The following is a 24,517-nucleotide window of genomic DNA, read 5'->3' on the forward strand; positions in this document are numbered from 1 at the left end:
TAGGATAAACGCTATCAGACAGTAGGAATAAACTCGCGACTGCATAGTACAAAATGAATATGAGGTGTACACTTTGCTTCCATTTTCTTTGGTCGAGCTGCCCCGCCAGCCTGATGAATTTCCGCTCTACCCCTATTCTGTAGGCCATCATATCCAGTACCATCATGTCCGCCCCTCGGGCTTCCCTGTGCATCAGGTGTTCCTGATCCGCAGCGGCAGCGGGCTGTTCCGCGATCTTACGGACGGCACGGAAACGGTGCTGACTCCGGGAATGGTGTTTGCTTTTCCGCCTGACCGGGGGCATGAATATTATCCGCTATCCCACGAGCCTTGGCATCTGGCTTTTATCGGCTTTGACGGCAGCCAGTCTGCTCCGGTACTGGAAGGTCTGCGCCTGCTTCCTTCTGTCCCTGTAATGGCCGAGCGGTTTGAGGAGTGCTGGGATGCCATCGCCGGAATCTGGCATACCGTGGACCGGCATAATGCAGCACGGTTGGATGAACAGACGATGCAGGAGCTGTCCGTTACCCTGTACCGGCTGCTGCTGATGCTGCGCAGGGGGGATTCCACCCTGAGTCCGGCTGAACGCCTGGAGACCGAAACCGTCCGCAACGAGGCGCTGCAAAAAGCAGTCCGTCTGATCAATGAGCACTTTACCGAACCGCTGCTGATTGCCAACCTGGCTTCTGCAGTCGGCTATTCGGTGCAGCATTTCCAGCGCCTGTTCCTGCAGGAGTATGGTGTCACGCCGCATAAATACCTGCAGAACCTGCGGCTGCAGCGCGCGCTGCAGATGATTACCGAAAGCCCCGAACGGCCGGTGCAGGATCTGGCGCTGAATGTCGGGATGGAGACCAATTATTTTATCCGGGTATTCCGCAAGACTTACGGGTGTACGCCGGGTGTCATGCGCAGCCGTCTTGCGGGTGATCGGGATATTTAAGCAAAAAAAAACCGATTTGAAAGTAGTGATTCAGTGAAACTAACTGAAATTGAATTCAAGATTGATCAGAGTCACATATTTTTGTCTCATGAACACAGTACTTTTATGACTGAATTTTTCATTGAAACTGCAGACCTCACTTTTCCAAATAGAAATTACAATGGTCTTCCAATTACAACTTTGAGATTTATGTTGAAAGAATTGAGGTTACTAATTTCTAAAGGTAATACAATATCGGAACGTCATGTATATTTTTATCCTGATACAAATAACTTCATAACATTTCATTTAGTTGACAATGAAGTTTTAATAATAAAATTAGTGCAAAGGAAACTTAAGAGTTACAAGAACATAATTCATTCAATATTTTCGAAGGAAGGACAAATAATATCTGAGAATATTTACTGCAGGTTCAATGAAGTATTTACAAGTATATATAAGTTATCCGAAACACTTGTTTTGGATTTGAAGGATCGTGAAGAAGTCGGGGGAGATTTATTTATCTTGGAGGAACAATTGAAACTCTCTAAGACTTTATTTAATAAAATTACTAAGAATTAGAATCAACTTTAAGAGCAGCTTAAGTAGTCGGGGACTCAATATAACACCATATTCACGCTTCCAGCCATTCGACGCTATCGGGAAACATTAACTTAACAACAATGGCTCAGAGGACCGTATTGCCGCTATATTTAGAAATAAAGTAATGTAGATACAGAAAGGACAAGAATGATGTTCTTAGTCTTAATGGCAGGAAGAGAGGTCTTCATATGATGTTTCAGCGCATGACTTTGATGGACAAGCTAAAGAGAAAGCAGGAGGATTCCTTCACAGGCCGCGAGTCCTATTTCGATGAACTGTATCATGCTCTTGAGGTACAACAGGAGGAGGATTACAAGGTGCTGTGCTTCTACGGGGTGGGAGGTGTGGGCAAGTCCTCCTTGCGGAGAGAAATGGTTCATCGCCTTACCCGGCGGGAGGATATAGCGTTGGGTATCCTGGATTTCGAGACAAAGGCTCATCAACAGCCGGAAAATGCACTAATCCATCTCAGGAAATCGATCATCTCCAGCAAAAAAATCAACTTTTCCTTTTTCGATATTGTATACGCCTTATATATGAGCAAGGCCTATGCCCATTTACCGCTCAAGGAGTCGATTACCCCGCTGCTTGATGAAGGGGACCTGCTAGTCGAACTCATCAATACAATCGAAGATGTGCCTGGACTCGGACTGGTTCCTAAAGTGTATAACCTGTTCCGTAAGTCTTCGAGCTTTATACATAAATATTTGACCAAAACCAAAATGGATTATTTATCCCAGTTATCGGCGTTGGATGCTTCAGAATTGTTAACTTATTTACCTGATGTATTGCTGGAAGATCTGGTAGCCCATCAGACCAAGAACAGCTGCCGGCTGGTTATATTCCTGGATACTTATGAGGCCTTATGGGAAGATAAGCGGATGAAGGGATATCAGTCTGTTGTAGACAGCTGGATCCGCGGAATGATCCAAGGCCACCCCGGCCTGCTGTGGGTCATTACCGGAAGAGAACGGCTGCGATGGGCAGAGACCGATCCCAATTGGGAGTTCGTCTGCTCTCAGCGCCCGCTGGATTCCTTAACCGAAGAAGACAGCAAAACCATACTGGTCCGTTCGGGGGTAACGAATGAAGGAATCCAGAATGCGATTATTAAGCAATCCTACGGGCACGCGTATACCCTCCGTTTGGCTGTGAATCTGCACCAGGAAATCATTCGTACCCGGATACCGAATGTCCAGGATTTTGTAGACTGGAGAACGCCGGAGAGCCTCATTGAGCGTCTGCTTAAATATTTGACGCCTTATGAGATACAGACGCTGGAGCTGCTCGCCATAGCCCGTTCATGGGACGAAGCCTTGTTTGAAGCGATCGTGCAGGCCTTTCAAACCGGTTATCCCCTTTACCAAAGAGACGAGCTGCTGCGCTTCTCCTTTATCTATCATAATGAGCTGACGAACCGGTGGGAAATGCATGCCCTGATGCGGGAGAGTCTGCGTCACCATCAAAGTGTCCATACGATCCGGGAAGGGCACCGGTTTTTGTTCGGGTATTATGCAAATCAACTAAGCCGGCACACCTTCACCGGAACGTTGCGGGATGCCTACAACTGGTTGGACGAAGCTTTTTTCCACGGACTTCAACAGGTTGAGCATGGATGGCTTACGCCTGACTCTTTATCGGAATGGTTCCGCGATGAGGATGCCAAGTTCTTCAACTCAGGAAAATGGGAGTTAACGATCCCACTGTTCAAGCAGTTTATCAGCTACCTGGAATCCTTGGAAACCACGGAAGCACAGTCCCTGAGAGGAATCCTCGTCTACGATTTGGCCTATATTTATTTTAAAGAAGGCAACTATACGGATGCGGAAATCATGTTCGACACCTCTTTAGACATACATCTTACCCTTTATGGTGAAGAAAACCGGTTCACGGCCAAATCTTATTATGGCTTAGGCACACTCTATCATAATATGGGGCGGATGACAGAGGCAGAGCCGCTCTACCATAAAGCTCTTGCGCTCAGAGAACAGGTACTTGGCGGGGATCATATCGGTGTCGCTATGTCTGCGAATAATCTGGCCACCCTGTATCAGGACATGAAGCTTCACCACTTGGCGCTCCCGCTCTACGAGAGAGCGATCCGGATTTCCCTGCTTCCTGAAAATTATAACCCGCGCAAACTGGCTGATTACAAAATCAACCTGGTCTATTTTTATCATGACGTGGAACAATACGAGACGGCGCTTACGATCTGTAATGAGGCACTCTCGCTTAGGGAGAACAGTCTTTCACCGCTGCACCGGGATATGGCCCAGGTCTTTCTCTACTATGGCAATATCTTATTGAGACGCAGCGAACTCCGTTTGGCAGAAGAATACTACAATAAAGCAGTACATATTTTAGAAGAACTGAACCATGAATTTTCGGATGAAATGGCAAAACTGCACCATAACCTTGGAGTCTATTGCTATTTAGCCGGACGGACAGACGATTCAACAAGAGAAATGGACCTGGCGATCGAAATCAAACGGGCTATATATGGTGAAGATCACTATAGAAGCCGTTATTCGATCCAGACGAAGAATCAGATCATAGGTCTGGATCCCATGCCCACACGCTTACATCTGGATTTCTAGGAGTGATCGAATGAGCACAGAAGATTGGATTACGGAAGTGAATCTCCACTTTAGCGAGCCGCTTCAGCCCCTGCTGGATGTGGACAGCATCATTATCCATCACACGGAGGAGGAAGGCTGGGACATTTATCGTACCCATGCCTATCACAGGGACACGATGAACTGGAGCGGAATCGGATATAACTTTTTCATAGAGGCACCGGGCATAGCAGACGGACAGATTGTAATGGGACGCGGCTATCATGCAGGCGCTCATACCCTCGGACACAATGAGACCTCCATCGGTATTTGCATGTCCGGTAATATGGATTTGCATGAGCCCTCCAAATGCCAGATGGATTCATTGTTGAAGCTATGCCGGTATTTAATGGAACAATACAAGCTGTCTCCAAGAGACGTATTCGGACACCGGGAAGTAACTGGCGTTACAAAAAGCTGCCCGGGGTCTCATGTAGATATGAGCCGGATCCGTATGCAGTTGTCCGGAATATAACTGTACCCTCCAATAGAATGAAAGGCATATCAAGAAAAAATAAAAAATAATAGCCAGTTGCCTGAAGTTTTCAGGCGACTGGCTATTTCAGTTTAAAAAAGGGTTACCTCATTCCAAGGGGATATGCCCCTCTCGTCCGCTATTTTGCGTCGTCCTGGCCAACCGTTTGGAGATCGGGGGCAGCAGCAAACCGGTAAGCCCCCAGCATGGGATAGCTATCGTCAATTCATTAAGACAGCTGCCTGATGATATCGGGCTGTCCCCCTATCTTCTGGTCGGGCATTCTCTGGGCGGATTGTATGCCAACTTGTTTACCCGCATGTTCCCCGATCAGGTATCGGTTCATGTCCGCTAAAGCTTATGAAATTCGAATGAATAATCAGCTGGACCTTGTTCAGCTAAGCAAACATGGAAAGCACATCCGGGCTGCTTCCAGCGGACACTTCCCGCAATTGACAGAGCCGGATCTCGTTATCCAGGCGATTCGGGACTGTATTCATGTCAGATGAGAGAGGGGATTTAACTGGTCCTCCTCTTCAGCTCATTTACAACGGGCATTACGGGAGGGCTGATCTCAGCAGGGATATCGTCAATATCAAAATAACGGTATTCTCTGCTTTCATTATCTATAGAGATCTCTCCGTATACATTGTTGCTTGAGTAGACTACATCAACGATGTATACCTCATCTCCGTTCGGATAGACATAGTGCAGCTCTTTTCCTGAGAACACACCAAAAAGACTAATCTCACCAATACTTAAACCGGTCTCCTCTAGCAGTTCTCTGCGCGCTGCTTCTTCAGTGTCCTCACCGAGATCAACGGCTCCACCGGGAAAACACCAGCATCCGTTATCGTTTCTTCTAAGCATTAGAACCTGATCCTACTCATTAAATACAATAATGCTGGCGCCGCATAGCAGTAATGGTTTTTGGCCGATTAATTTTCTCATGGTCTTGACGTATTCCGTCATAAGCAGTAATCCCTCCTTTCAAGCCTTTAGACAGCCGTATCGCGAGCTGCTTAATCTTATGCTTACGTATTTGAAACCAACTTGTGCTATTTTTCCTGAACAGGCTGCTCAATTTTGAACAAGCCTCACCCAAATCGGGCAGCCGGGCTGCGGACAAGCTCTGCAGGGCAAATAGAATCTCATCCTGCTCTTTATCCGTAAGCAAAGATTTGTTCAGGGCAAACCTGTCGGGAAGGGAAATGCCGCCGCCCTTTCCTTAGCTCGTATAAACCGGAATTCCCGCCTGGCTTAACTTCAACATCTCGATAGACCGTTCTGACCGACACCTCGAACCGCTCAGCCAGCTCCGGTGCCGTAACAGTCCCCTTTTCCAGTAAAATATATGTCATTTGATGCAGTCTGCTAATCTGCATACGTTCACCTCTTGGTTTTTAGTATAAATAAAAAAACTTGACAGGATTATGTCAAGTTAGGATGTGCACCAGTTGAACTATACCTAAACAGGGCACAGGAGTATCTATCTTAGCATTATTCATTCTATCGTATTATTTTTCACATGCACCAGGATTTTACAATGATAAGCTATCGATAGATGCCTAACAACATTCCAGGAGGTAATATAATGATCAAGTATGACGAAGCCATGAAGCTGCTGGATACACAAGCGGGGAACAAGGACGGCCTTATCACTCTGTCAACAATCGCAGTGGAACCGGGGCTGAACGGCCACAGCCGTCCCGCCTCCCGCATTGTAGACGCTTATTATGAGGACGGCGCGTTCTACACCGTCACTTACGCAACCTCAAACAAAATGCTGCAGATCGCCCAAAACCCCGAAGTCGCCGTTTGCATTATCGTCGAAAATTTTACGGCCGATGGGATCGGTGAAAACCTGGGCTGGGTATGTGACGAGAAAAACACGGAGATGATGACCAAGCTGCGCACAGTGTTCGCAGAATGGTATAACGAAGCCAATAACGACGAAGACCCTAACACATGCCTGCTGCGCATTCGCCTGACGAAGGGCCTGTGGAATGACGCCCATAAAGGGATCCGGAATGAGATTGATTTTGTTAATAAGACTGCGTATGAACGAATTGGATCATGATTACGCCATGAATTAGTGCCCTCCGGTCCCGAATTGTTTCTTAATAGACTGCTTATTAATTTTTCCAACTGCTGTTCTTGCAAGTGAGTCAACGATTTCTAAACGGGTGGGTATCTTAAATTCAGCAATATACTGACTGCAGAATTGCTGTAAATCTTCAAGCGTGAGCAGCGTTTGATGCTTAAGGACGACCACCGCAGTAACTTCTTCTCCTTCCTCTGACAAGGGAGCTCCTACCACAGCAGACTCAAGGATGGAGGGGTGCGCACTTATTGCTTCCTCAACCTCTGAGCAGTAGACATTGGAAGCTCCCACTATGATCATATCTTTCTTTCTGTCCATAAGATACAAATAACCGTCTTCGTCAAAGCAGCCCAGATCGCCAGTATAGAGCCATCCATTTCTTATGGCTTTGTTTGTCTCTTCTGAATTATTCCAGTAACCGAGCATGATTTGTTCGCTTTTGCAAATAATTTCGCCGATTTGTCCTTGCTCTACATCTATACCTGAGTCATCGACGATTCGCACTTCAAACGGCTTCTGCCCCCAATGTATCATGTGTGACGGATTCCCGACAGATAAAAGCCGATCCAGCTTTCCCTCTCTAAGGCACTGATTGACAGATAAGAAGCTGATAAATTGACCGCTTTCCGTTTGTGAATACACCTCCGATAATTGAACATCCGGAAAAACTTCAAGAGCTTTGTATAAGGTGCTCTCACTGATGGGAGCACCTCCGCACGATATGCCTGCTATTGATTGAGTTTGTCTGGAATGGATATCTTCCAAGCCGACGATATCTTTTAAAAGGAGTCCGACCGTACCTAAAAACATTAATTGTTCACGTTCAATGATTTCTACGACCTCTTTAGCCTGTAACGGATAGGAATCCGGATACAGGAGACAGCCTCCTTCAAACAGCGTTGTCCAAAGTATAAATTGCCCTGTCAGGTGCGCTTGATTGGGGACAAGTGATTTTTTGGCTGGGTTATGACCTCCGCCTTTTGCAGGGCTCATGAAAGCCCAGCAGCTGATAGCCCGATGGGAGTGCATAACTCCCTTGGCGCGTCCTGTTGTACCCCCCGTGTAGATAATAAGAGCTACATCATCTGGCTCTGCTGTGTGCCATTTGGTTAGAGGGGGGGATGCTGCAATTAGGTCTTCTAACGAGAGAAATCCCCTGGACTTCTTGCAGGAGATCGGGAGAGCAATATTTATAGATGAAATGCAATCGGCTATTTTGGGATTGCCGGAGTCAAATACGATTGCGATAGGATTGGCATCATCAAGGATTTGATAAATCTCACCAGGTGCTAAACCCGGGAATACTGTAATGGGGATTGCACCTACAGCAATTACCGCACATTCTGCAAGGGCAAGGTATGGGCAAGGATCGCTTAACAGTGCAATCCGGTCACCAGGCTTTACACCTAAGTTGTGCAGACCATTCGCAATACAGCTCACCTGGTGCAGTAATTGCTTATAGGTTAAGTATTCGTTTCTGTGTTTCATAGCATAATGGTCCGGCTGCATCTGAGCAACGCGGGGCAATATTTCTGAAAGAAGCATTCTATACCCTCCACCAAGAATTATCATATTATTTGCATAGATTAACTTAGATTAATATCATAACATCGGAATGGTATAGTATTCCAATTAGCTTTGCTTATATCTGTTTTCAAATTTTATTATGATCAAAAAGGCACCCGCTAACGGATGCCTTTCTTTGACTCTTATAAGTGTTATTATTGCGTACCCATTACTGCCACAGACTTCACCTCGTCCCGGCGGGCTCTTTCAGATTGGACTTCTTAACAGCCTGCTGCAACGACAATTTCCCGTCTTCCATCCGGTATACCTTATCGCAGTATTCAAGCATACGCTCATCGTGAGTAACCATAATCGCCGCTTTCCGGCCTGAATTCACCTCTTGTGCGATCAGACTGACTACTTCATGTGCACGTTTGGTATCCAGGCTTGCTGTCGGCTCATCAGCCAGGATGATATTGGGATCATTAATCAGGGCACGGGCAATCGCTGTCCGCTGTTTCTCACCGCCGGACAGCTCTTCCGGGAAGCTCTTTAGCTTCGAGCCCAGCCCCAGCTTTTCCAGCAGCTTAACGGCAAATTCTTTATCCTCTCTTTTAACCTTTCCCGACATCCTTTTTATAATGAGCAGCTGATCAAGCACATTCAAATAGGGAACCAAATTCGAGGATTGCATAATAAATCCGATTTCTTTTAGTCTTGTATCCGCCAGCTCTTGGGCAGTAAGCGCAGAAATGTTATTACCGTTCAGCTTAACTTCGCCCTCTGAAGCTTTGAGCAGCGCTCCGGCAATGGATAAAAATGTACTTTTTCCGGAACCGGACGGTCCAACTACAGCAACAAACTCACCCGGCTCCACTGATATGGACACATGATCCAGTGCGGCAATCCGATTACTTCCTTCGTTATAGAACTTTGTGAGCTCCTTCATTTGTAATCCCTTAGTCATTATTCAACCCTCCCGAGTGCCTTGAGCGGATCAATCTTTGTGATCTTCCGGACCGACACCATAGAACTTAAAATGGAGATAACCAGCAAAATGATGGAATAAGTCACAACCAGATTCGTTTCAAGCTTAAATGGCATTCCCTTCGGCATGATGGCTGCCGTTCCATAAGTAAGTAGGATTCCAACGACAATACTAATCAGCGAAAGCACAAATACTTGCGATACAATGGCTTTGCTCAAGAATTTGTTGCTGGCACCAATAGCTTTCATAATGCCAAACTGGTTCGTCTTCTGCATCGTTATGACATAAAAGAACACACCGAGCACAAAGGCGGCGATGGCAAGCAGAAAGGCCAGCATCATGAAAATAGTGCCGTTCTCTTCTTTGTACCCCGGCATTCCCTGAACAGCTCCCGACCGGGTAACCGTGTCCGTACCTGTTAGCTTGCTGTCGATTACACTTGGATCAATGTCCTTGCCTTGCAGCATAATGGCATTAACGGGCCCTGTAACCCCTTTATCTGAACCCGGAGCCGCGAAGGCAATCTTCCGCCATTCTGCCATCGGGGTGAATACGGACGCCACATGGTTATACGTCTGATTCTCGACAAATCCTATGATGGTTAATGCTTGCGTCGTGCCGTCTAACTGAAAAGTATCACCGATGGCATACCCCTCTTCCTTCATGGTGGAATTCACTATGACACCAGTAGGGTTCTCAGCGGACAAGCCTTTCCCTTCCACAACAGCAGGCTCCAGGAAGCTTCCCGGGTTAATTCCAATGATCGCGATATCCAGCTTATCTTCGTTTTTGGCGCTTTGTTCCTTTAACGCCGTCGCCATCGTACTTCCCATAGGTGCGGCAGCAATAACATTTGGCAGCAGCTGCACTTCCGGTATTAATTGATCAGTCAGCAGCGACTTGCTCATCGAAGACTGCGACCCTTCTTCAAATATGACATAATCCGCCTTCATGGTTTTGAATGTCGAAGCAGCTAACGTAGATAACCCGTTCCCCAAACCGGATAAGATAAATACCAGCCAGGCCAGCAGTACAAAAATAATGACAATCATCAAAAATCTCATTTTACTATGCATCAATTCTTTCACAGCTAAAAACATCCGCTCTACCAGCTCCTTCAATCTCTTTTTTTGACACATGTGTCATTTTGGTTCTACTATCAGGCTCGCCACATCTATTAAACAACATAGATGACACATGTGTCAAATTTAATCCCGAACCGGGGTCAGCTCTTGGCTCCTCCGATCCACATTTGAAACAACAGCTTTCCCCAGTCAGGAGTAGGGATATTCATCATATTAGGAGTATCAATCAAGTTAAAAAACACACCAATAAGTACAGGAAGTGGAATATCCTGCCGCAGCCCTTTATTCTGTTGTGCACGTTCAAATAAACGTGATAATTGAACCTTGAGCGTCATATGTGCTTCGTCAATAAATTCAAGATCCTTCGCTGCTGCAGAAGAGTTAGCCACATTTATTTTACCGGCATTGCCCAAAAGCTGATGCAGTGCAGACTCCTCCACATAAACAAGAAGCAGCTGCTCCAGGGCATCCATAGGATCTGTTTCATCAATGGCTAATGCTTGTTCTAATACCTTTACCATTACACGCTTCATACAAGCAGCCACAATTTCTTCCTTGTTAGAGAAATATTGATAAATAGTGCTTCGGGCGCCTGACAGATGCTCTGACAGCAATTTGAGATGGAACCCGTCATATCCATGCTCAAGCACTAGTTTCTTGGTCATATCGAGCAGTTCTGTCTCCGTAAAAGACTGTTTTCTTCCCATCGAATCTCTTCCTTTGTATCTTGTTAATGGACTACAGGTTCTATCACTGTTTTCATTTATTATCAGTTTAGCATTATTTATAAGCATTGCCCAATACCAAGACGCCAAATAACGGATTGCCGGATTTGAACATTAGAGTCATTGAAAATAATAACGGTATGAAATATCATACTTATGTGCAGATTGTCTATCACAAATGAGAGGCAGATAAAAAAGAATGAGCGAATTTTTGGGATTGATGAAGGATATCCGGTTCAGAAGAACCATGCGAATGCTTTTCAAATTCGTTTGGGCTTTCTGGTGGCTTAGCAAACAAAAATATTTTATACCGAGACGGCGCTTGGAAGCCAAAACAAAAGCCGTATACCGAAAGCACGCATCCTATTTTACGAAGACGGCAATGGACATGGGCGGATTAATCATCAAGCTCGGACAGCATGTCAGTGCGCAAGTGGATATTTTGCCGAAGGAAGTTCTTGATGAATTGTCCAAGCTGCAGGACTCCGTAGATCCGGTGGATTTTTCTGAGATCAAACATAAGGTAGAGAGTGAACTCAGCGCGTCCATCAACGGGATTTTTGCCGAGTTTAGCACTACTCCTATCGCAGCGGCTTCCTTAGGCCAGGTACATCGGGCAACATTGCAAACAGGTGAACAAGTCGCAGTGAAGGTTATGCGTCCCGGGATCGAGCATATTATTGAAATCGATTCGAAATCTATACAAATTGCTGTCCGCTTATTAAAACGCCAGCCCCAGATTGCAGCCTTTATGGATCTTGATGCGGTGTATGATGAGTTTTACGATACCGTTATGGACGAGCTCGATTATCAAAAAGAGGGGCGAAATGCCGAAGAATTCCGTCAGCAGTTCACCCATCGGAAGGATATCGTTGTTCCGGGCATTCACTGGTCCTATACAACCTCAAAGGTGCTGACCATGGCGTTTATGGAAGGTGTAAAAATCAACAATTTTGCCCAGCTTGGCGCCTGGGGTGTGGATCGGACGAAATTAGCGAAGGCTTTGCTGGAGATTTTCGTAGAACAGATTCTCGTAAACGGATTCTTTCACGCGGACCCGCACCCGGGCAATGTTCTCGTGCAGCCTGACGGCACTATAGCATTAATCGATTTTGGAATGGTCGGACGAATTCCTGCGGATATGAAGACGCAAATGGTAGCCCTTTTAATGGCTGTGTATTTTAAGGATGCCCCCGGCGCAATTAATGCCCTTAACCGTTTGAGATTTTTGAGACGGAATGTAGATTTAGAGGTGTTTTCCAGGAATCTTACGTTATTATTTGATCAAATCAATGGGGATACGTTTGACTTGAGCTTCGTGACATCAGGTGACAATGCTGAAGATTTACGTGATTTTCTCTATTCCCAGCCCTTTCAGTTACCGGCAAATACAACCTTTCTGGGCAAAGCAATGATTACGGTGTACGGACTCTGCCTTGGACTGGACCCTGAGCTTGATTTGATCGGGACCGCTAGGCCTTACATCCAAAAGGTTGTGCTTAAAGATCTAAAAGGAAGTGTCTTTTCCACCGTTCTGGATGAAGGCACGGGTCTGCTCAAAGGAATCCTCCCTACGACCAAGAAGTTGATTTCTACAGTAGATAAGCTGGAAAGCGGAAATTTACGGGTAAAGCTATCGAGTTCTTTTGAGAAAAAATTGATAGATACACAAAATAAAAATACAAGGCGGATTATTGCAACTATTATTGGAGCGGTATTTCTTCTGACTGCTTCCAACATGTGGAATGAAGTGAATCCTATCCTTTCTTATGTGCTTGGCATCCTGGGGCTGCTCATTATGCTGAGCCAGCTGATAACGGGAGGCAACCGCCGTGAAGCAAGACATGTCAAGCAGATGAACGCCATGCGTGAACGCAGCAGATTGGAACGGCCGAAGTGAAATAGGATGAACTATAGCCAGAAAATAAGGGACCGGTCTTATCGGTCCCTTTTCTTCTATTGCCAGGGTAACGATTAACGACGGTTCGCGCCAGACACATGTTTACGCTTATTTTAAGATTCCAAAGCAGCTTTAAGAAATTGAAGTGAGCTATGGCGAAATGCACTTGTTTTTGATTCGTCAATATGATGAAAAGTAACCTCATCGATATTTGGAATGCTTGATGTATCATAAACATAACAAGAAGATAGTCTAAACGTATCCAGTAGAGCTATCAGTCTTGAATCCATTGATTTGGGATCCTGCGGATTATCCGATACCGGGAAAACCAGAAATGGAATCTTATACAAAATGGCAAAAACAGCCCCATGAAAAGCACTGGTAACAAAATACTTAGCATGTTTTATGTATCCTACAAATTCCTTCGGACCAACCGTAGCTGCTCCAGCAGCTGCAAGAGTTATAATCTCGTAGCCGTACTTTCGTGAAAGTGCTTCGGCATATTCCTGAACCCCTGTAGCTCGTAAATCATAGGTCAGTATATAGTCTTTTTCTACAGGAGCTGCAGATATTTCATCCCATTCGGATCTATCGAGAAGCATCACAGGATCCAATACATGAGCTACATCTCCATTATTCATCGTTGACACAAAGGGAATGGCACTTTTTTCACGAACAGAAACGAAGTCTAAAGAACTAACGTGCGGAGCAAGGATACTTTTTCGATCAGGCTCTATTTCTGCTCCCCCCATGCTTGCTGCGTATGCAATTTTCGTTTTTGATACAGGGACAAAAGAAAGTGCCATGCAGGGTAGAACACCGTCGGAAATAACCCATGGCAACCCCCATATTTGGTCACTGCCGCACACAAAAGAATCGTAATCATCCACACATTCTGCAATATCAGATACTGTATATAAGCGTTTGCTGTGGGGAATGCTTTCGGAAAAAATCCTGAAATGTTCAGCACCTTTAGCGCTTTCATAGGTTTGTAAGGTGTGTTCGTTTAGCCACTTAAATGTAATCTGCTCACAATGAAAGCCTAGCTTAGCTATAGCTTTTTGCAGTGCATAAGCTCCAAGTTGGCCGCCATAATTGTAGTTTTTATAATAAAGAGTAATAATCCCGACTCTTTTCATAACTGATTATCCTTTCGTTTACTAACTTCAATCGCAATGAAATCCGGCAAATAATCGGGAGTACAGCCCCTTGATACCATATCGCCTTTATACAGCCCCGTTACCTCACCCAGCTTAATGCAACGCGCACGGTTCTTTTCATCATAAACCCCTATCCAGCCTGCGGTGAAATTCATCGCCCATTGAACTTCCGGTTCTTCCTGCATAATATTCGCTTCTACCCGCCTTTGAAGAGCAGAAGGGCTATTTTCCCATGACTCGATTAATGCAATTGTCTTCTTGTCCTTGGTAGTTTTAATCTGATTCATTTGGCACAGCTCAATTATTAAAAAAAGAGGTTTGGGCAGAGCACCGCGCGCCGCACCAATTATAACAGCCTTGCTCCTCTTAATAATATCCGATAACTTATCCTCTGCCAAAAAAATTGATATTTTTAGCTTTTTATTTTATACTTACAAAAAAACATACCGATTGAATGTTTTAAGGAGGGTCACTTGAAAAAAAAGTATACGGCAAAGGAAGTCAGAAACTTAATACTCGATACTGCTTCTGTATTATTCATTGAAAAAGGGTATGAGCAAACCTCAATTAGTGATATTGTTGCCGGATTGGATGGGCTCACCCGGGGGGCTGTTTACCACCACTTTGAATCCAAGTATCACATTATTGTCGGAATTGCAAAAAGGTTTATACCCGAACAGGATCTACTCGATTCTATTGATAAACGGGATGATCTAAGTGGTTTAGGAAAAATTCAAACCATTTTATTGGAGTCGATGTTTAATGAGGATATTACAAAATCGACAGTCATTTCGTTGTCCTTACTAAGGGATCCCATCTTTACTTCGATTTATAACGCTCAAATGTGTGAAGTTTTTGTTCCAATCTTAGAAAAGTATATTCATGCCGGCAATGCGGACGGTTCTATCACCGTACCACAATCAGCACAAATGGCAGAGGCCGTTATTTTATTGACAAGCACCTGGTTTATCCAGACCTTATTTCCAAACACTGCTCAATCGTTTTTCGAAAAATTAAAAACTGCCCAATACGTATTAAAAGCAAGCGGAATCAATGTTCTAAGTGATGAAGTCTGTTCAACAATCGTCCAAAAAATCACAGGAAATAACAAGCAGCAAGAAGGAGCATCTGATGAAAAAAACCTTTAAAATTTTCGGAATAATTATACTTTCCTTACTAACCCTTATTGTATTGTTTTTTGCAGGCGTTTATATCAACAATAAAATTCAACTGGGCCGTGAAGCTAAAAAGATCGTTCCTTACGGTGAAACCGTTGTTGTAGACGGAACTAAAATGAATGTTCAGATCTTCGGGAACGGAAGCAGAACAATTGTCCTGCTACCTGGCTTTATGACAACTGCACCTATCATCGATTTCAAACCTCTGATTGATGAGTTAGATAAAAACTATCGCGTGATTGCAATTGAGCCTTTCGGATATGGTTTAAGTGAGGATACAGACAAGGAAAGATCGGTTGAGAATATAACAGAGGAAATCCATGAGGTTCTGGTCAAGAAGGGAATTAACAAGTACACCATTATGGGACATTCCATTTCAGGAATATACTCTCTTGAGTATATTCACAAGTACCCAGATGAGGTTGAAGCCTTTATAGGAATTGACAGCAGTCTCCCTTCTCAAGGAGATGGCACTGATAATAACGTGGAGGCTATCGAACTGCTAAGTAAATCGGGACTGTTCCGGTTACTCTCATATTTGAACCCCGACATGTTGAACATTCCGGATGTGGGCGAAGAGCTGGGTAAGCAGTATAAATATTTATCACTGAAAAATATAGGTTCAAAAGCAACCATGAATGAAGGCAAGGCAATGTCAGAAAATTTCAAAAAAACGGCTGAGCTCCAGTATCCCAAGAATCTGCCCGTATTATATTTTGTGGCTACTGAAAGTATGGACGCTGATGATGACTGGTTGAAGATTCATCAGGACATGGTCAAAAACAGTGATAAAGCCGCTGTTGAAATCATAGAGGGAAGACACTATTTACACCATGCTCATTCAAAGCAAATAGCTGAGCTTACTGCGGCTTTTTTGGAATGATATTTACATCCTATTGATAAGATTGTGAGGTTAGCCGGCTTAATCCGGTTAACCTTATTTTCAGGCGCTTCGATCAGCCGGGACAGCTTCAATAGCCTGCCCCAGAACTATTATAGTATCTTCATTTGTTGCTTAGTGGCTTTGGCTGCCTACACAATCTCTTTATTAAAATGTCCTCTTGTGTCTGTGTCCTGATTAAAAACAGCATTATTCATGGAGTCATTTAATTTGCCTGAGGCCATATTAATGACTTTCACAACCTGCTCTTTGGATTCAACTGTGAAGTTTAATCTGAGCGCCTCGATTCCTTTGATGTTTGGCAGCTCATCTAAAAGATTAAGCGTCTTCCCGTTAAGAATAGTCGTTGTGCAATCATCATGGGAAATAATAGGGAACGTTCCGTGCTCATCTTTTAACTCATAGGTCTTCGTTTTGCAAATTCTGCACTGATTCATTTTTTTCATGGGACAATATTTCGTAAACATCAACGGAGCCCTGCCATATACAATCATTTCCAGCGCAGGATAGCCGTCGTTTTCTTCATAGTAGGCATTCATTAACTCTTCTATTTGGCTCTTATTCAATTCATAAGATAAAGTGACCCGTTTTGCACCTAATCTATATAATTCATAGCAACTGGTAGCATTAGTAACATTTAGAGAATAGTCCGTAACAAACGGATTGGTTTCTCTGTAGTGATAAATGCCGCCATATCCTCCGATTAGCAGCTGCCCTTCTCTTTCCTTATAATCATTCTGGTTTCTTCTAACCACATTTTCAAAATAGATTTCCTTAATTCCACAGCTCACGCAAGCATCATATTGTTCCTTGTTCGTTACAGAGGCCGTAAGGTATGGCTTTTCAGGGGCAAAGCTTATTTTTTCTTTTGCATGCAAAGCTTTGGTTCTTTTCTTCTGGCTGTTAAGCTTTAAGTCATATAAGCCCTGTACAATCTCTCTTCTTGCTGCATTTAACAGTTTAGCTGGAATAAATGCATTGCATTCCTCAAAATCTACCTGATTGAGTTCAAATATCGTATCACTTAATCTTGAGAATTGCTTTATTACCTGGTCTTTCGTTGTTGGATTATTAATGGCTTCGCCCAGTATCTCCTCGCTTTCAAATGAATAATTAAAGCCTAAGCCATCAGCCTCTATGAAAAGCTTTGAATCTGGATAAGCATATACTCTAATATCCAGGTTAAACCGCCTAAATTCCTTTTCCAGTGATGCTTCTAATTCTTTTTGGTAGTAATAATCCTTCGTTTTATATACTAAATCTCCCGTAGACATCTTTTCTGTAACTTTGATATAGCAGACATCATCCGCTTGGTTAATTAAGTCGCCATCTTTATTGTACAGTTTCGCAACCGATAAATTTATATCTTCATTGTTATGACTTATTCGGATTGTATCGTTTTGATTCAAAGTGCGTGTAAGTGTTATTTCATACCGATCTTTATCTATCCTGCTGATTGTTCCAATTGGATAACCAAAGTTATTCGGTCTTGAGATGTTCGTAATATTTCTCCTGTCTTCGTTAAACAAATATCCTTTAGTAAATGTTCTATTGAATGTTTTTTTCAGATTTTCTTTATCTTCTTCGGTTATTTTATGATCTAAGGCCCGGCGATATTTGGACACAACATTTGCAACATACGTAGGTGCTTTCATTCTGCCTTCTATTTTTAAAGAATCGATTTCTTTTAAATCATCAATGTAATCGATTGTGTTTAAGTCCTTAGTAGATAGAATATAGCTTTTCCCTAAAGATGTATCTGTTGTCTTATCCATCAGCTCATACTCCTTACGGCATGAACCCACACATCTCCCGCGGTTTGCGCACCGGTTGCCGAGTAATCCTGACATTAGACAGTTTCCCGAATAAGATACACATAAAGCACCGTGAACGAAAATTTCTAAAGGGATTTCAGCACTTTTTTTGATCTCTTTTACTTTTTCAATCTTAACCTCACGGGACAGAACAACTCTTTTAGCACCAAGTTCTTTCAATAATAACGTTCCGTCTAGATCGTCTATTCCCATTTGAGTTGAACAATGTGCTTCCAGATCAAGAAAGTTTTTGACGATATAATCGAAAGCAGTCAGGTCCTGGACGATAATGCCATCCACACCGAGTTCATTTAACCCATTTATCTGCTCTTTCATCTCTTCAACTTCGTTTTCGAAAACGATGGTATTCATTGCAACATAGATTTTAACGTCCCTCAGGTGCGCATAGGTAACAGCCTCTTTTAACGATTCTAAATCAAAATTAGATGAGTATGCTCTTGCACCAAACTTTTGCATTCCTAAGTATATTGCATCACAACCATTAGATATTGCAGCTTTTAAAGCTTCCATATTTCCTGCTGGAGCTAATAATTCAGTCATTTCTTCCTCCATATGGGATATTTTTCGTTACGCCTATATAGCTCTGGTCTTTCTGCAGGCCAAGCTCAGCACCATTAATCATAAAATAAGAACTGCACTTAAGCTGCAGCAAAACGCACAAGCCAGTGGCTTGTGCGTTTGTTTCTTATAATCGTGATACGGCAAGTTTTAATTCTTTTCAGGCAGGTTTACTTTTATGTTCAAAAGTCTGGTTGTTGTTATCATACCCGCGTTTTCCAAAGTTCTTTTGGAAGCCTCGTTATAATACCAGCATCCGCAAATCGGCGACAGGTCATGGTTATAACACCATTTTTTTAATTTGAGAATAATATTTTTTCCAATTCCTTGCTTGCGATACGCCTCGTTTGTGAACATGCCAATACTAGCAAGTCCATGAAGCATTTTGCTCTTTTCCAAAACCCCAATTCCCAGTAGGTCGGCGCCCCGGTAATACGTAAAGAGTTCCCCGTTTACTATCCTTTTTTCATATTGATCAAGGAACCCCCCGCACATATGTTGAATGGCGAGAAGTTCGTCCAATGTTGCCGGAGCAAAAACGTCGCTTGCATAAGATTCATTCTCCGAAATTTGTAGCTGGCTATCCTGAAAGAAGTAAGCCTGTTTGGTGAGTTGAAAGTCTTTATCCAAAGCCAAACTAAGAAACAACTCATCACAAGTCGGAACAAAAAGAGACTTCACCTTATGCTGTTCAATCGCTTGGCTGAATAGCGTTTGGGCATCCTTAACATATGAGGGCTGAATGTAAAATTGCGTAAGCAGTTGGCCATCATGAATCGCAAAATAGCCAATCTCTCTTATTTCATCGCAGATTACGTAAAAATCAGATGCAAGAATGTGTTCCTCCAAAAAAGAGTCAAATGGCGAAGATAAGGTATGAGTATATTCATGGATAAGATGCTGTACCTCGTGCAGCAGGCACTTTCTAAATATCACGTTAATCACCTTCTCGTAATTGATCAACTCTTCTTCATTTTAGTTCCTTTTCAGGCCTTAGTTCAATGAAGAGTATCGTTAAAATAAAACTTGCCCCTATTTATGATACGGTTCTCCACGCTGTCTGAAACGGTAAGCTTTTAGGGCCATCCTTTGTCGGATGACCCTTCTCTGATCTCGCTTTCTTCAACTATCGTTCGCCGTTAGTTCATTTAAGGATGCTGCAAAATGACTAAATAGTTCGTTCCTCATACTCAAAGGGTTCTTCACAAGAGTAAATGTCATGGAAAAACCCCTTATACGGGATATCATCCTCCAGACATTTTATGAGATACGACAATTCCTCGTCACACTTCGGTTCCTCACCGTTGTTCTGCATTACCTCGAAAGCATCCACAATACTTTCCATAATGCCTACTTGAATAAATAAGGGCAGCCTATCTAACATTGAATCTTCGAGGTTGGTCTCTGATCTATATCCCTCCACGACGATATTATAATAATCATTCATAAACTTCCTGCGTTTACCGGCATCTGGTTCGAATTGAGTCCAACCCACTCCATGAGTCCAGAGACTTGCCAGGTCATACATGTACCACCCAAAACACGAATTATCGAAATCATATACGGTTATTTGACCGGTACTAAAATCTATTGAATAATTCCCATCGTTATAATCAAAATGGATCATACCGAAAGTCTCCTGATTCATGTCTAAACCTTCTAATGTATCAAGGATCTGTACCATTTTCTCCTTGGTCAGGGACAAAGAGTCGGGAATCAGTTTATTGATATATTCAGCATTGAATTTATCAATAAAACTATACCGGCGATGAACAGGAGTATACCCTTTTGATATTTGGTGCAGTTTCCCCAGTACTTTACCGCAATTATAATAATATTCAGTTATCGGAGCTCCCTCCCGGTACCGATAATGATTTTCCACAAGCATTTTGCCCTTGGCCTTTTTAAATAGACAGACAAAAAAGGTATGGTTATGGTGAGTGACTTCTTCCAGCAGGTTTCCCTTCTTGGAGCTAATTACATCCGCGACAGCTCCACCATGCTCAAATAAATACCTGATATACTCAACTTCACCCAAAAAATCTTCCCGGCTTCTGTCAGGCAAAAAAGCGATTCTTAGTATCTTTGCGTTGGCGCCTTCTTTTTCACAGGTGTATACGACATTCCTCCCGCCCTCATGTGGCGGAATCAGCCGGATAACATAGCCTTCTAATCCAAACAACTCTGATAGTACGGAAAGTAAATAGGAATCTCCGATTGAAACAACTTCGTTGTAATTAATATAACTCTCTCCTTTTTGTTCACAATCTATTAATGGATACAAAAAGAGCATACCTCAATAGCGGCATGCTCAATGGACTTTTTTGATCATTTTAAGCGTTGTTCACTCGGATGGGCGCGAACCATTCCATTTGACAATATTGTCCATCATAGGCATCCGTGTCAATTTTCTCGAAGAAGAATTCACTATCCAGAAGTTCATATCTGCCGTTGTGCTCCTTGACAAGCCTATCGATGGCAGTATATAGTGCCTCTGCGCGCAATTCACTAATTTCCTCGTAATGATGATTCCCAATATAACGAAAACCGACACACATAGAAGCAGGGACTGTGTCACCTGTAAAGCCGCCAGGAATATCAGCCAGATTCCTTACACGCATAGACGGTAGATAGTGAGTCCAACTAAGCGATGGATCAGGTCTTCTCGTTAGACCATAAAAGATATTGGATTCTACTGGATTAGGAATGTCATGTCGATTGTCCCACCAAAACTGTTTGGCAACTTCGGGCGCTTTTGTCGGCGCTTCAGCAATCTCTATTTGATACATTCGCCCAATTAAATGAAACGATGGAATCATCACCATTTCCGGCCCGTATACCATATTCCCGTAAACATTATTCTTTGAAAACAGATGAATAGGAGATGTTACGTGAATATTTCTACCGGAATCTCTACATTCACCAGGCGTAAGCCCATATTCACGTTTAAACGCACGTATGTAGGTTTGTTCATGTTCATAACCGCATTCAATTGCAATGTCGAGAACCCGTTTCTCCGTTTTCATCAAATCCTCTAAGCTGACGGCTAGCTTTCGAGAGCGGATATAGCTTTGCAGCGGTACACCAAAAGCGAATTTGAAGAGTCGGCGCAAATGAACAGCGGAAATCGGGAGATCGCTCAGATATTCTATTTCGCTCATACCAGAAATATATCCTTCTATTCGGGATAGGAGCTCAGATAGGAGTTCATATGGTTGTATAGTTAATGTCACTCTCCTGGTATGTATTTGTTCCTAAAATTCCAAACCGAATATAGTTGCTGCCAGCTGATTGATAATTAAACTCGCATTGCCGAATAACGATACTGCTAGGAGTACTTTAATCCAGTCTGTTTTCCTCATGCTTTTCTTCCTCCAGCCTCAAGATACCCGCTCAACCGCCTGCGGCAACGTCCTTTCATATTCCTTATGCAAAATATAACGCTGAGCGCCTCCCGAAGCATCCACCGCTTCCCTGGCGTGTTTGACTGCAGCTTCGATGTCTCCCGCTTTGCGTTCCACTTCTGCGAGCAGTGCCGATCTCATCCACCGCTTTTTAATCGACTCCAGATGTTCACGCGCCTGAGCACTTTTCCCCTCCTCCAACAATAGCACCGTCTCGTAATATTTCCGGTAATCAGGATAGCGGATATGCGGCACGGCCTCCCCAATAGAAGCCATATCTTTGCAGTAAAGCCCGTAAGCCGCCTTGTAAACTGCCAATGCCTTTGAGTGCTTATATTTTTTCAACAGCTTATCCATAGTTGTTTTTGCTTCGTCATCAAGTTTGTTCGCAACAACATAATGAATATAAACCCCGGGCTTGTGTTTCTGTCTAAGTAAAAAGTCTTCCACCCGTTCCACACGCTTTTCCAAAACAAAAGGATAAAAAAACAGAATCGTAAAAGCAATCAGTGTAGCCGTCATAGCAATCCCTACCGTCAGAGTAAATGGAAAGTCATTTAATCTCATAAATAATACAAACACAAATATCACGAAATAAAAGAACAGTTTCCCCAAAAATCGCTTCATCCTAAATCCCCTTTAACATCAAACTTAAAAATACATTTGGAAAAATTATACGTTGCTGTCTCCTGGCTAGTCAATGCACTAACGATTATCTTATCCGGGCAGCCCTGCTAAATGCTGAGCCTAAGCAACTTATCCGCATAAACAACGTCCATATTAATATGGTAAACTCTTACTATTTGCAACAGGGAGGATTATACATGCGTTATTTGACAGTTATTATATTGGCGGCTGCCATGCTCGCAGGATGTCAGCAGACGGATACAGCAGAACAAGCGGACACTTCTTCGTCCCCTCCTCCGGCAACGATCCAGTCAGCTACAGCTTCGCCGCCTCTACCTTCGTCCGCAGCACCCTTAAACCCGGAAGAGCCATTTCTCTATATAGAGCAGTTGAAGAACCTGGGAGGACACGGGCAAGTGGTGCAGGTGAAGTCCAATACCGATATAGATAAGGCTTCACTGGAGTCCGCCCTGAAAAAAAGCCTGCAGACCAGCAATCCGCAAACAGAGTTCAGCTATACGATGGAATGGGAGTCTCCGCGGTTTGTGCAGATTCGACTGCAGATGGACGAGGATACCGCTTGGTCCGGGACATTTAATCTGGATGAAGCTACCACAGCAGATGGTCGAAGCTATGCGAGTACAGAGCAGCCGTACCGCAATACTGTCGTTGTCAAATCTCTGACTGATCAGGGCAGTGTACATTTCAAAGGTATCGTATCCGGCACTCAGCGGATGATTCCAGTCTGGAATACGGGCTGGGTCAAGGCCGTCGATAACCAGCAACTCACCGGCCCCTCCTTTCTGTTCTATGGAAACGAAGAGCATCATCTGGTTCAGGCTCTGACAGGCCGGGAGCTTACGATTCCTTCCTTCCCCCCGGAGGAGGGCGCTTACGGCAATGACTACGGTTACCGTGAGATGTATTCCGACCGTTTCTATCCGGGCTACACTTATATGGTATCAGGCAACAAAACGCTGTACCGGGTAGACCTCAAGGATTTCACCCGGAAGAGGCTTCATGTTTTTGACAAGCCGGTCTACGGGATGTCCTCATCGCCCGATGGCACCCGTATCGCCGTTCTATATGCACACGATGATTACATTGGCCCCGGAGCGGATTTGCTGGTATTGGATCAGAAGGGAAATACGATTTTTTCCCGGGAGAACGCAGCTTTCCTCTCGCACAGCGACGGCTTCCTGTTCGTGTATCCGCTGGCCTGGGAAGATAACTCGATCCTTATACTCCCTGCAGACTACGAAGAGAGCAACCCGCTTGGCAAAATCCGTTTTGACACCGGCAGCGGGGCTTCTGAAGTCTTACCAGATGAGCGGATTACGGAGCAGGTAAAAGCGGATATTTGGGAGCATGAGCGGCAGGAGGATTACTACCTTCTGTCTACGCTTCAATGGTCGCCGGACGGCAGGTTCGCGGCTTACTCATCCGGTTCAGGCATAATCCAGATATATGACACAACAGAACGGACCATAGCGTTCGTGGCAGCAGGCGTTCTGCTTGGATGGATGCCGGATGGGACGTTAGCCTGGGGAGATGTTGGCGGCCATGCTTATACTTTTTGAGGGATAGTCAAGAATGCATGTGCTTTTTAATTATAATCATTTAATACATTGAACATTTTTCCATTTTAGGATACTTTAAAGAAAGCTTAGCGATAAGCAAGTTCCGTACACGAAAGGGGATGTGATTTTAATGGCAGCTACTTATACGGTGGTTTCGTCTTAGAATCGAATAGCAGGCATACACGAAAAACGCGGGATATTGCCCGTATTCTTTGTGATGCCGTCCAAAGTAACCTTTTGTGAAAATTGCTGTTTGCAGGATACGATGAGGATCGTGTCTTCAGGTGCGTTCTTATGCCGTGTATCAGCAGCTTCTGTAAAGGCTGCTGGTCCGCGGCATTTTTGCGTCCA

21 protein-coding genes and 1 pseudogene are annotated in these 24,517 nt (G+C 43.9%); 9 read left to right on the forward strand and 13 right to left on the reverse strand.

Features of this window, described 5'->3' with window-relative positions; all coding sequences use genetic code 11:
• Window positions 1-73: 73 nt before the first annotated feature.
• The 4 genes from AC4G46_RS18935 to AC4G46_RS18950 all read left to right on the forward strand — a co-directional run bounded on the left by AC4G46_RS18935 (window position 74) and on the right by AC4G46_RS18950 (window position 4,970).
• Window positions 74-943 carry an AraC family transcriptional regulator gene (locus AC4G46_RS18935; protein WP_491124086.1) on the forward strand — a complete coding sequence of 290 codons (870 nt, stop codon included), beginning with the start codon at window positions 74-76 and terminating at the stop codon, window positions 941-943.
• Between the two features lie 770 nt (window positions 944-1,713).
• On the forward strand, window positions 1,714-4,122 hold the full coding sequence (locus AC4G46_RS18940) for a tetratricopeptide repeat protein (RefSeq protein ID WP_491124087.1): 2,409 nt from the start codon (window positions 1,714-1,716) through the stop codon (window positions 4,120-4,122).
• Window positions 4,123-4,132: 10 nt separating this feature from the next.
• Complete coding sequence (locus tag AC4G46_RS18945) at window positions 4,133-4,615, forward strand: peptidoglycan recognition protein family protein (RefSeq protein ID WP_491124088.1); 483 nt, start codon at window positions 4,133-4,135, stop codon at window positions 4,613-4,615.
• Between the two features lie 166 nt (window positions 4,616-4,781).
• On the forward strand, window positions 4,782-4,970 hold the full coding sequence (locus tag AC4G46_RS18950) for an alpha/beta fold hydrolase (protein WP_491124089.1): 189 nt from the start codon (window positions 4,782-4,784) through the stop codon (window positions 4,968-4,970).
• A gap of 164 nt (window positions 4,971-5,134) precedes the next feature.
• Here AC4G46_RS18950 and AC4G46_RS18955 read toward each other — a convergent pair whose 3' ends face one another.
• Together AC4G46_RS18955 and AC4G46_RS18960 are read right to left on the reverse strand one after the other, a co-directional pair.
• Window positions 5,135-5,485, reverse strand: coding sequence for an NUDIX hydrolase (locus AC4G46_RS18955; protein WP_491124090.1), 351 nt, complete (start codon window positions 5,483-5,485; stop codon window positions 5,135-5,137).
• A 293-nt stretch (window positions 5,486-5,778) separates the two neighbouring features.
• Window positions 5,779-6,000 carry an HTH domain-containing protein gene (locus tag AC4G46_RS18960; protein ID WP_491124091.1) on the reverse strand — a complete coding sequence of 74 codons (222 nt, stop codon included), beginning with the start codon at window positions 5,998-6,000 and terminating at the stop codon, window positions 5,779-5,781.
• 209 nt (window positions 6,001-6,209) lie between these two features.
• Here AC4G46_RS18960 and AC4G46_RS18965 point away from each other — a divergent pair, with 209 nt between their 5' ends.
• On the forward strand, window positions 6,210-6,695 hold the full coding sequence (locus AC4G46_RS18965; RefSeq protein WP_491124092.1) for a pyridoxamine 5'-phosphate oxidase family protein: 486 nt from the start codon (window positions 6,210-6,212) through the stop codon (window positions 6,693-6,695).
• Between the two features lie 12 nt (window positions 6,696-6,707).
• Here the strand turns inward: AC4G46_RS18965 and AC4G46_RS18970 are convergent, their stop codons facing one another.
• The 4 genes from AC4G46_RS18970 to AC4G46_RS18985 form a co-directional block, all read right to left on the reverse strand.
• A complete protein-coding gene (locus AC4G46_RS18970; RefSeq protein ID WP_491124093.1) occupies window positions 6,708-8,264 on the reverse strand; it encodes a class I adenylate-forming enzyme family protein in 1,557 nt (518 codons plus the stop codon).
• Window positions 8,265-8,469: 205 nt separating this feature from the next.
• The gene (locus AC4G46_RS18975; RefSeq protein WP_491124094.1) at window positions 8,470-9,192 is read right to left on the reverse strand and encodes an ABC transporter ATP-binding protein; all 723 of its coding nucleotides are present in this window, start codon (window positions 9,190-9,192) and stop codon (window positions 8,470-8,472) included.
• Entirely contained in the window at window positions 9,192-10,313 is a 1,122-nt protein-coding gene (locus tag AC4G46_RS18980) for an ABC transporter permease (RefSeq protein WP_491124095.1), read from the reverse strand. The genes AC4G46_RS18975 and AC4G46_RS18980 overlap by 1 nt, the downstream gene beginning before the upstream one ends.
• Before the next feature lie 125 nt (window positions 10,314-10,438).
• Window positions 10,439-11,005 carry a TetR/AcrR family transcriptional regulator gene (locus AC4G46_RS18985; RefSeq protein WP_491124096.1) on the reverse strand — a complete coding sequence of 189 codons (567 nt, stop codon included), beginning with the start codon at window positions 11,003-11,005 and terminating at the stop codon, window positions 10,439-10,441.
• A gap of 217 nt (window positions 11,006-11,222) precedes the next feature.
• On the opposite strand from AC4G46_RS18985, the gene AC4G46_RS18990 reads away from it, so the two are divergent.
• Window positions 11,223-12,923, forward strand: coding sequence for an ABC1 kinase family protein (locus AC4G46_RS18990; RefSeq protein WP_491124097.1), 1,701 nt, complete (start codon window positions 11,223-11,225; stop codon window positions 12,921-12,923).
• 113 nt (window positions 12,924-13,036) lie between these two features.
• Here AC4G46_RS18990 and AC4G46_RS18995 read toward each other — a convergent pair whose 3' ends face one another.
• Together AC4G46_RS18995 and AC4G46_RS19000 are read right to left on the reverse strand one after the other, a co-directional pair.
• Complete coding sequence (locus tag AC4G46_RS18995; RefSeq protein WP_491124098.1) at window positions 13,037-14,062, reverse strand: polysaccharide pyruvyl transferase family protein; 1,026 nt, start codon at window positions 14,060-14,062, stop codon at window positions 13,037-13,039.
• Window positions 14,059-14,388 (reverse strand): annotated as a pseudogene (locus tag AC4G46_RS19000) (DNA alkylation repair protein); the annotation flags it as partial. The pseudogene AC4G46_RS19000 and the gene AC4G46_RS18995, both read right to left, overlap by 4 nt.
• A gap of 168 nt (window positions 14,389-14,556) precedes the next feature.
• Here AC4G46_RS19000 and AC4G46_RS19005 point away from each other — a divergent pair.
• Window positions 14,557-15,231, forward strand: a complete 675-nt coding sequence (locus AC4G46_RS19005; protein ID WP_491124099.1) for a TetR/AcrR family transcriptional regulator — start codon at window positions 14,557-14,559, stop codon at window positions 15,229-15,231.
• Window positions 15,215-16,144, forward strand: coding sequence for an alpha/beta fold hydrolase (locus AC4G46_RS19010; RefSeq protein WP_491124100.1), 930 nt, complete (start codon window positions 15,215-15,217; stop codon window positions 16,142-16,144). Before AC4G46_RS19005 ends, AC4G46_RS19010 begins: the two co-directional genes overlap by 17 nt.
• 149 nt (window positions 16,145-16,293) lie before the next feature.
• Here the strand turns inward: AC4G46_RS19010 and AC4G46_RS19015 are convergent, their stop codons facing one another.
• The 5 genes from AC4G46_RS19015 to AC4G46_RS19035 all read right to left on the reverse strand — a co-directional run bounded on the left by AC4G46_RS19015 (window position 16,294) and on the right by AC4G46_RS19035 (window position 22,586).
• A complete protein-coding gene (locus AC4G46_RS19015) occupies window positions 16,294-18,537 on the reverse strand; it encodes a U32 family peptidase (protein WP_491124101.1) in 2,244 nt (747 codons plus the stop codon).
• 168 nt (window positions 18,538-18,705) lie between these two features.
• Window positions 18,706-19,491: a GNAT family N-acetyltransferase gene (locus tag AC4G46_RS19020; protein ID WP_491124102.1), complete on the reverse strand. Its 786-nt coding sequence runs from the start codon at window positions 19,489-19,491 to the stop codon at window positions 18,706-18,708.
• A gap of 232 nt (window positions 19,492-19,723) precedes the next feature.
• A complete protein-coding gene (locus AC4G46_RS19025; RefSeq protein WP_491124103.1) occupies window positions 19,724-20,839 on the reverse strand; it encodes a phosphotransferase enzyme family protein in 1,116 nt (371 codons plus the stop codon).
• 49 nt (window positions 20,840-20,888) lie between these two features.
• Window positions 20,889-21,716 (reverse strand): helix-turn-helix domain-containing protein, encoded by an 828-nt coding sequence (locus AC4G46_RS19030; RefSeq protein WP_491124104.1) that lies wholly within the window; start codon window positions 21,714-21,716, stop codon window positions 20,889-20,891.
• A 219-nt stretch (window positions 21,717-21,935) separates the two neighbouring features.
• Entirely contained in the window at window positions 21,936-22,586 is a 651-nt protein-coding gene (locus AC4G46_RS19035; protein WP_491124105.1) for a hypothetical protein, read from the reverse strand.
• A 197-nt stretch (window positions 22,587-22,783) separates the two neighbouring features.
• Between AC4G46_RS19035 and AC4G46_RS19040 the strand changes: the two genes are divergently transcribed.
• Window positions 22,784-24,166, forward strand: coding sequence for a hypothetical protein (locus tag AC4G46_RS19040; protein ID WP_491124106.1), 1,383 nt, complete (start codon window positions 22,784-22,786; stop codon window positions 24,164-24,166).
• Window positions 24,167-24,517 lie beyond the last annotated feature (351 nt).

The sequence above is a fragment of the Paenibacillus sp. fava2 genome (assembly GCF_058313675.1).

Excerpts from the sequence above, each read along its gene's own strand:
- AC4G46_RS18995 (WP_491124098.1), bottom strand. The coding sequence starts at position 14,062 with ATGAAAAGAGTCGGGATTATTACTCTTTATTATAAAAACTACAATTAT.
- AC4G46_RS19040 (WP_491124106.1), top strand. The coding sequence starts at position 22,784 with ATGCGTTATTTGACAGTTATTATATTGGCGGCTGCCATGCTCGCAGGA.
- AC4G46_RS19015 (WP_491124101.1), bottom strand. The coding sequence starts at position 18,537 with ATGACTGAATTATTAGCTCCAGCAGGAAATATGGAAGCTTTAAAAGCT.
- AC4G46_RS18965 (WP_491124092.1), top strand. The coding sequence starts at position 6,210 with ATGATCAAGTATGACGAAGCCATGAAGCTGCTGGATACACAAGCGGGG.
- AC4G46_RS19010 (WP_491124100.1), top strand. The coding sequence starts at position 15,215 with ATGAAAAAAACCTTTAAAATTTTCGGAATAATTATACTTTCCTTACTA.
- AC4G46_RS18970 (WP_491124093.1), bottom strand. The coding sequence starts at position 8,264 with ATGCTTCTTTCAGAAATATTGCCCCGCGTTGCTCAGATGCAGCCGGAC.
- AC4G46_RS18955 (WP_491124090.1), bottom strand. The coding sequence starts at position 5,485 with ATGCTTAGAAGAAACGATAACGGATGCTGGTGTTTTCCCGGTGGAGCC.
- AC4G46_RS18960 (WP_491124091.1), bottom strand. The coding sequence starts at position 6,000 with ATGCAGATTAGCAGACTGCATCAAATGACATATATTTTACTGGAAAAG.
- AC4G46_RS18980 (WP_491124095.1), bottom strand. The coding sequence starts at position 10,313 with ATGTTTTTAGCTGTGAAAGAATTGATGCATAGTAAAATGAGATTTTTG.
- AC4G46_RS18990 (WP_491124097.1), top strand. The coding sequence starts at position 11,223 with ATGAGCGAATTTTTGGGATTGATGAAGGATATCCGGTTCAGAAGAACC.
- AC4G46_RS18975 (WP_491124094.1), bottom strand. The coding sequence starts at position 9,192 with ATGACTAAGGGATTACAAATGAAGGAGCTCACAAAGTTCTATAACGAA.
- AC4G46_RS19030 (WP_491124104.1), bottom strand. The coding sequence starts at position 21,716 with ATGAGCGAAATAGAATATCTGAGCGATCTCCCGATTTCCGCTGTTCAT.
- AC4G46_RS18940 (WP_491124087.1), top strand. The coding sequence starts at position 1,714 with ATGATGTTTCAGCGCATGACTTTGATGGACAAGCTAAAGAGAAAGCAG.
- AC4G46_RS18945 (WP_491124088.1), top strand. The coding sequence starts at position 4,133 with ATGAGCACAGAAGATTGGATTACGGAAGTGAATCTCCACTTTAGCGAG.
- AC4G46_RS19035 (WP_491124105.1), bottom strand. The coding sequence starts at position 22,586 with ATGAAGCGATTTTTGGGGAAACTGTTCTTTTATTTCGTGATATTTGTG.
- AC4G46_RS18985 (WP_491124096.1), bottom strand. The coding sequence starts at position 11,005 with ATGGGAAGAAAACAGTCTTTTACGGAGACAGAACTGCTCGATATGACC.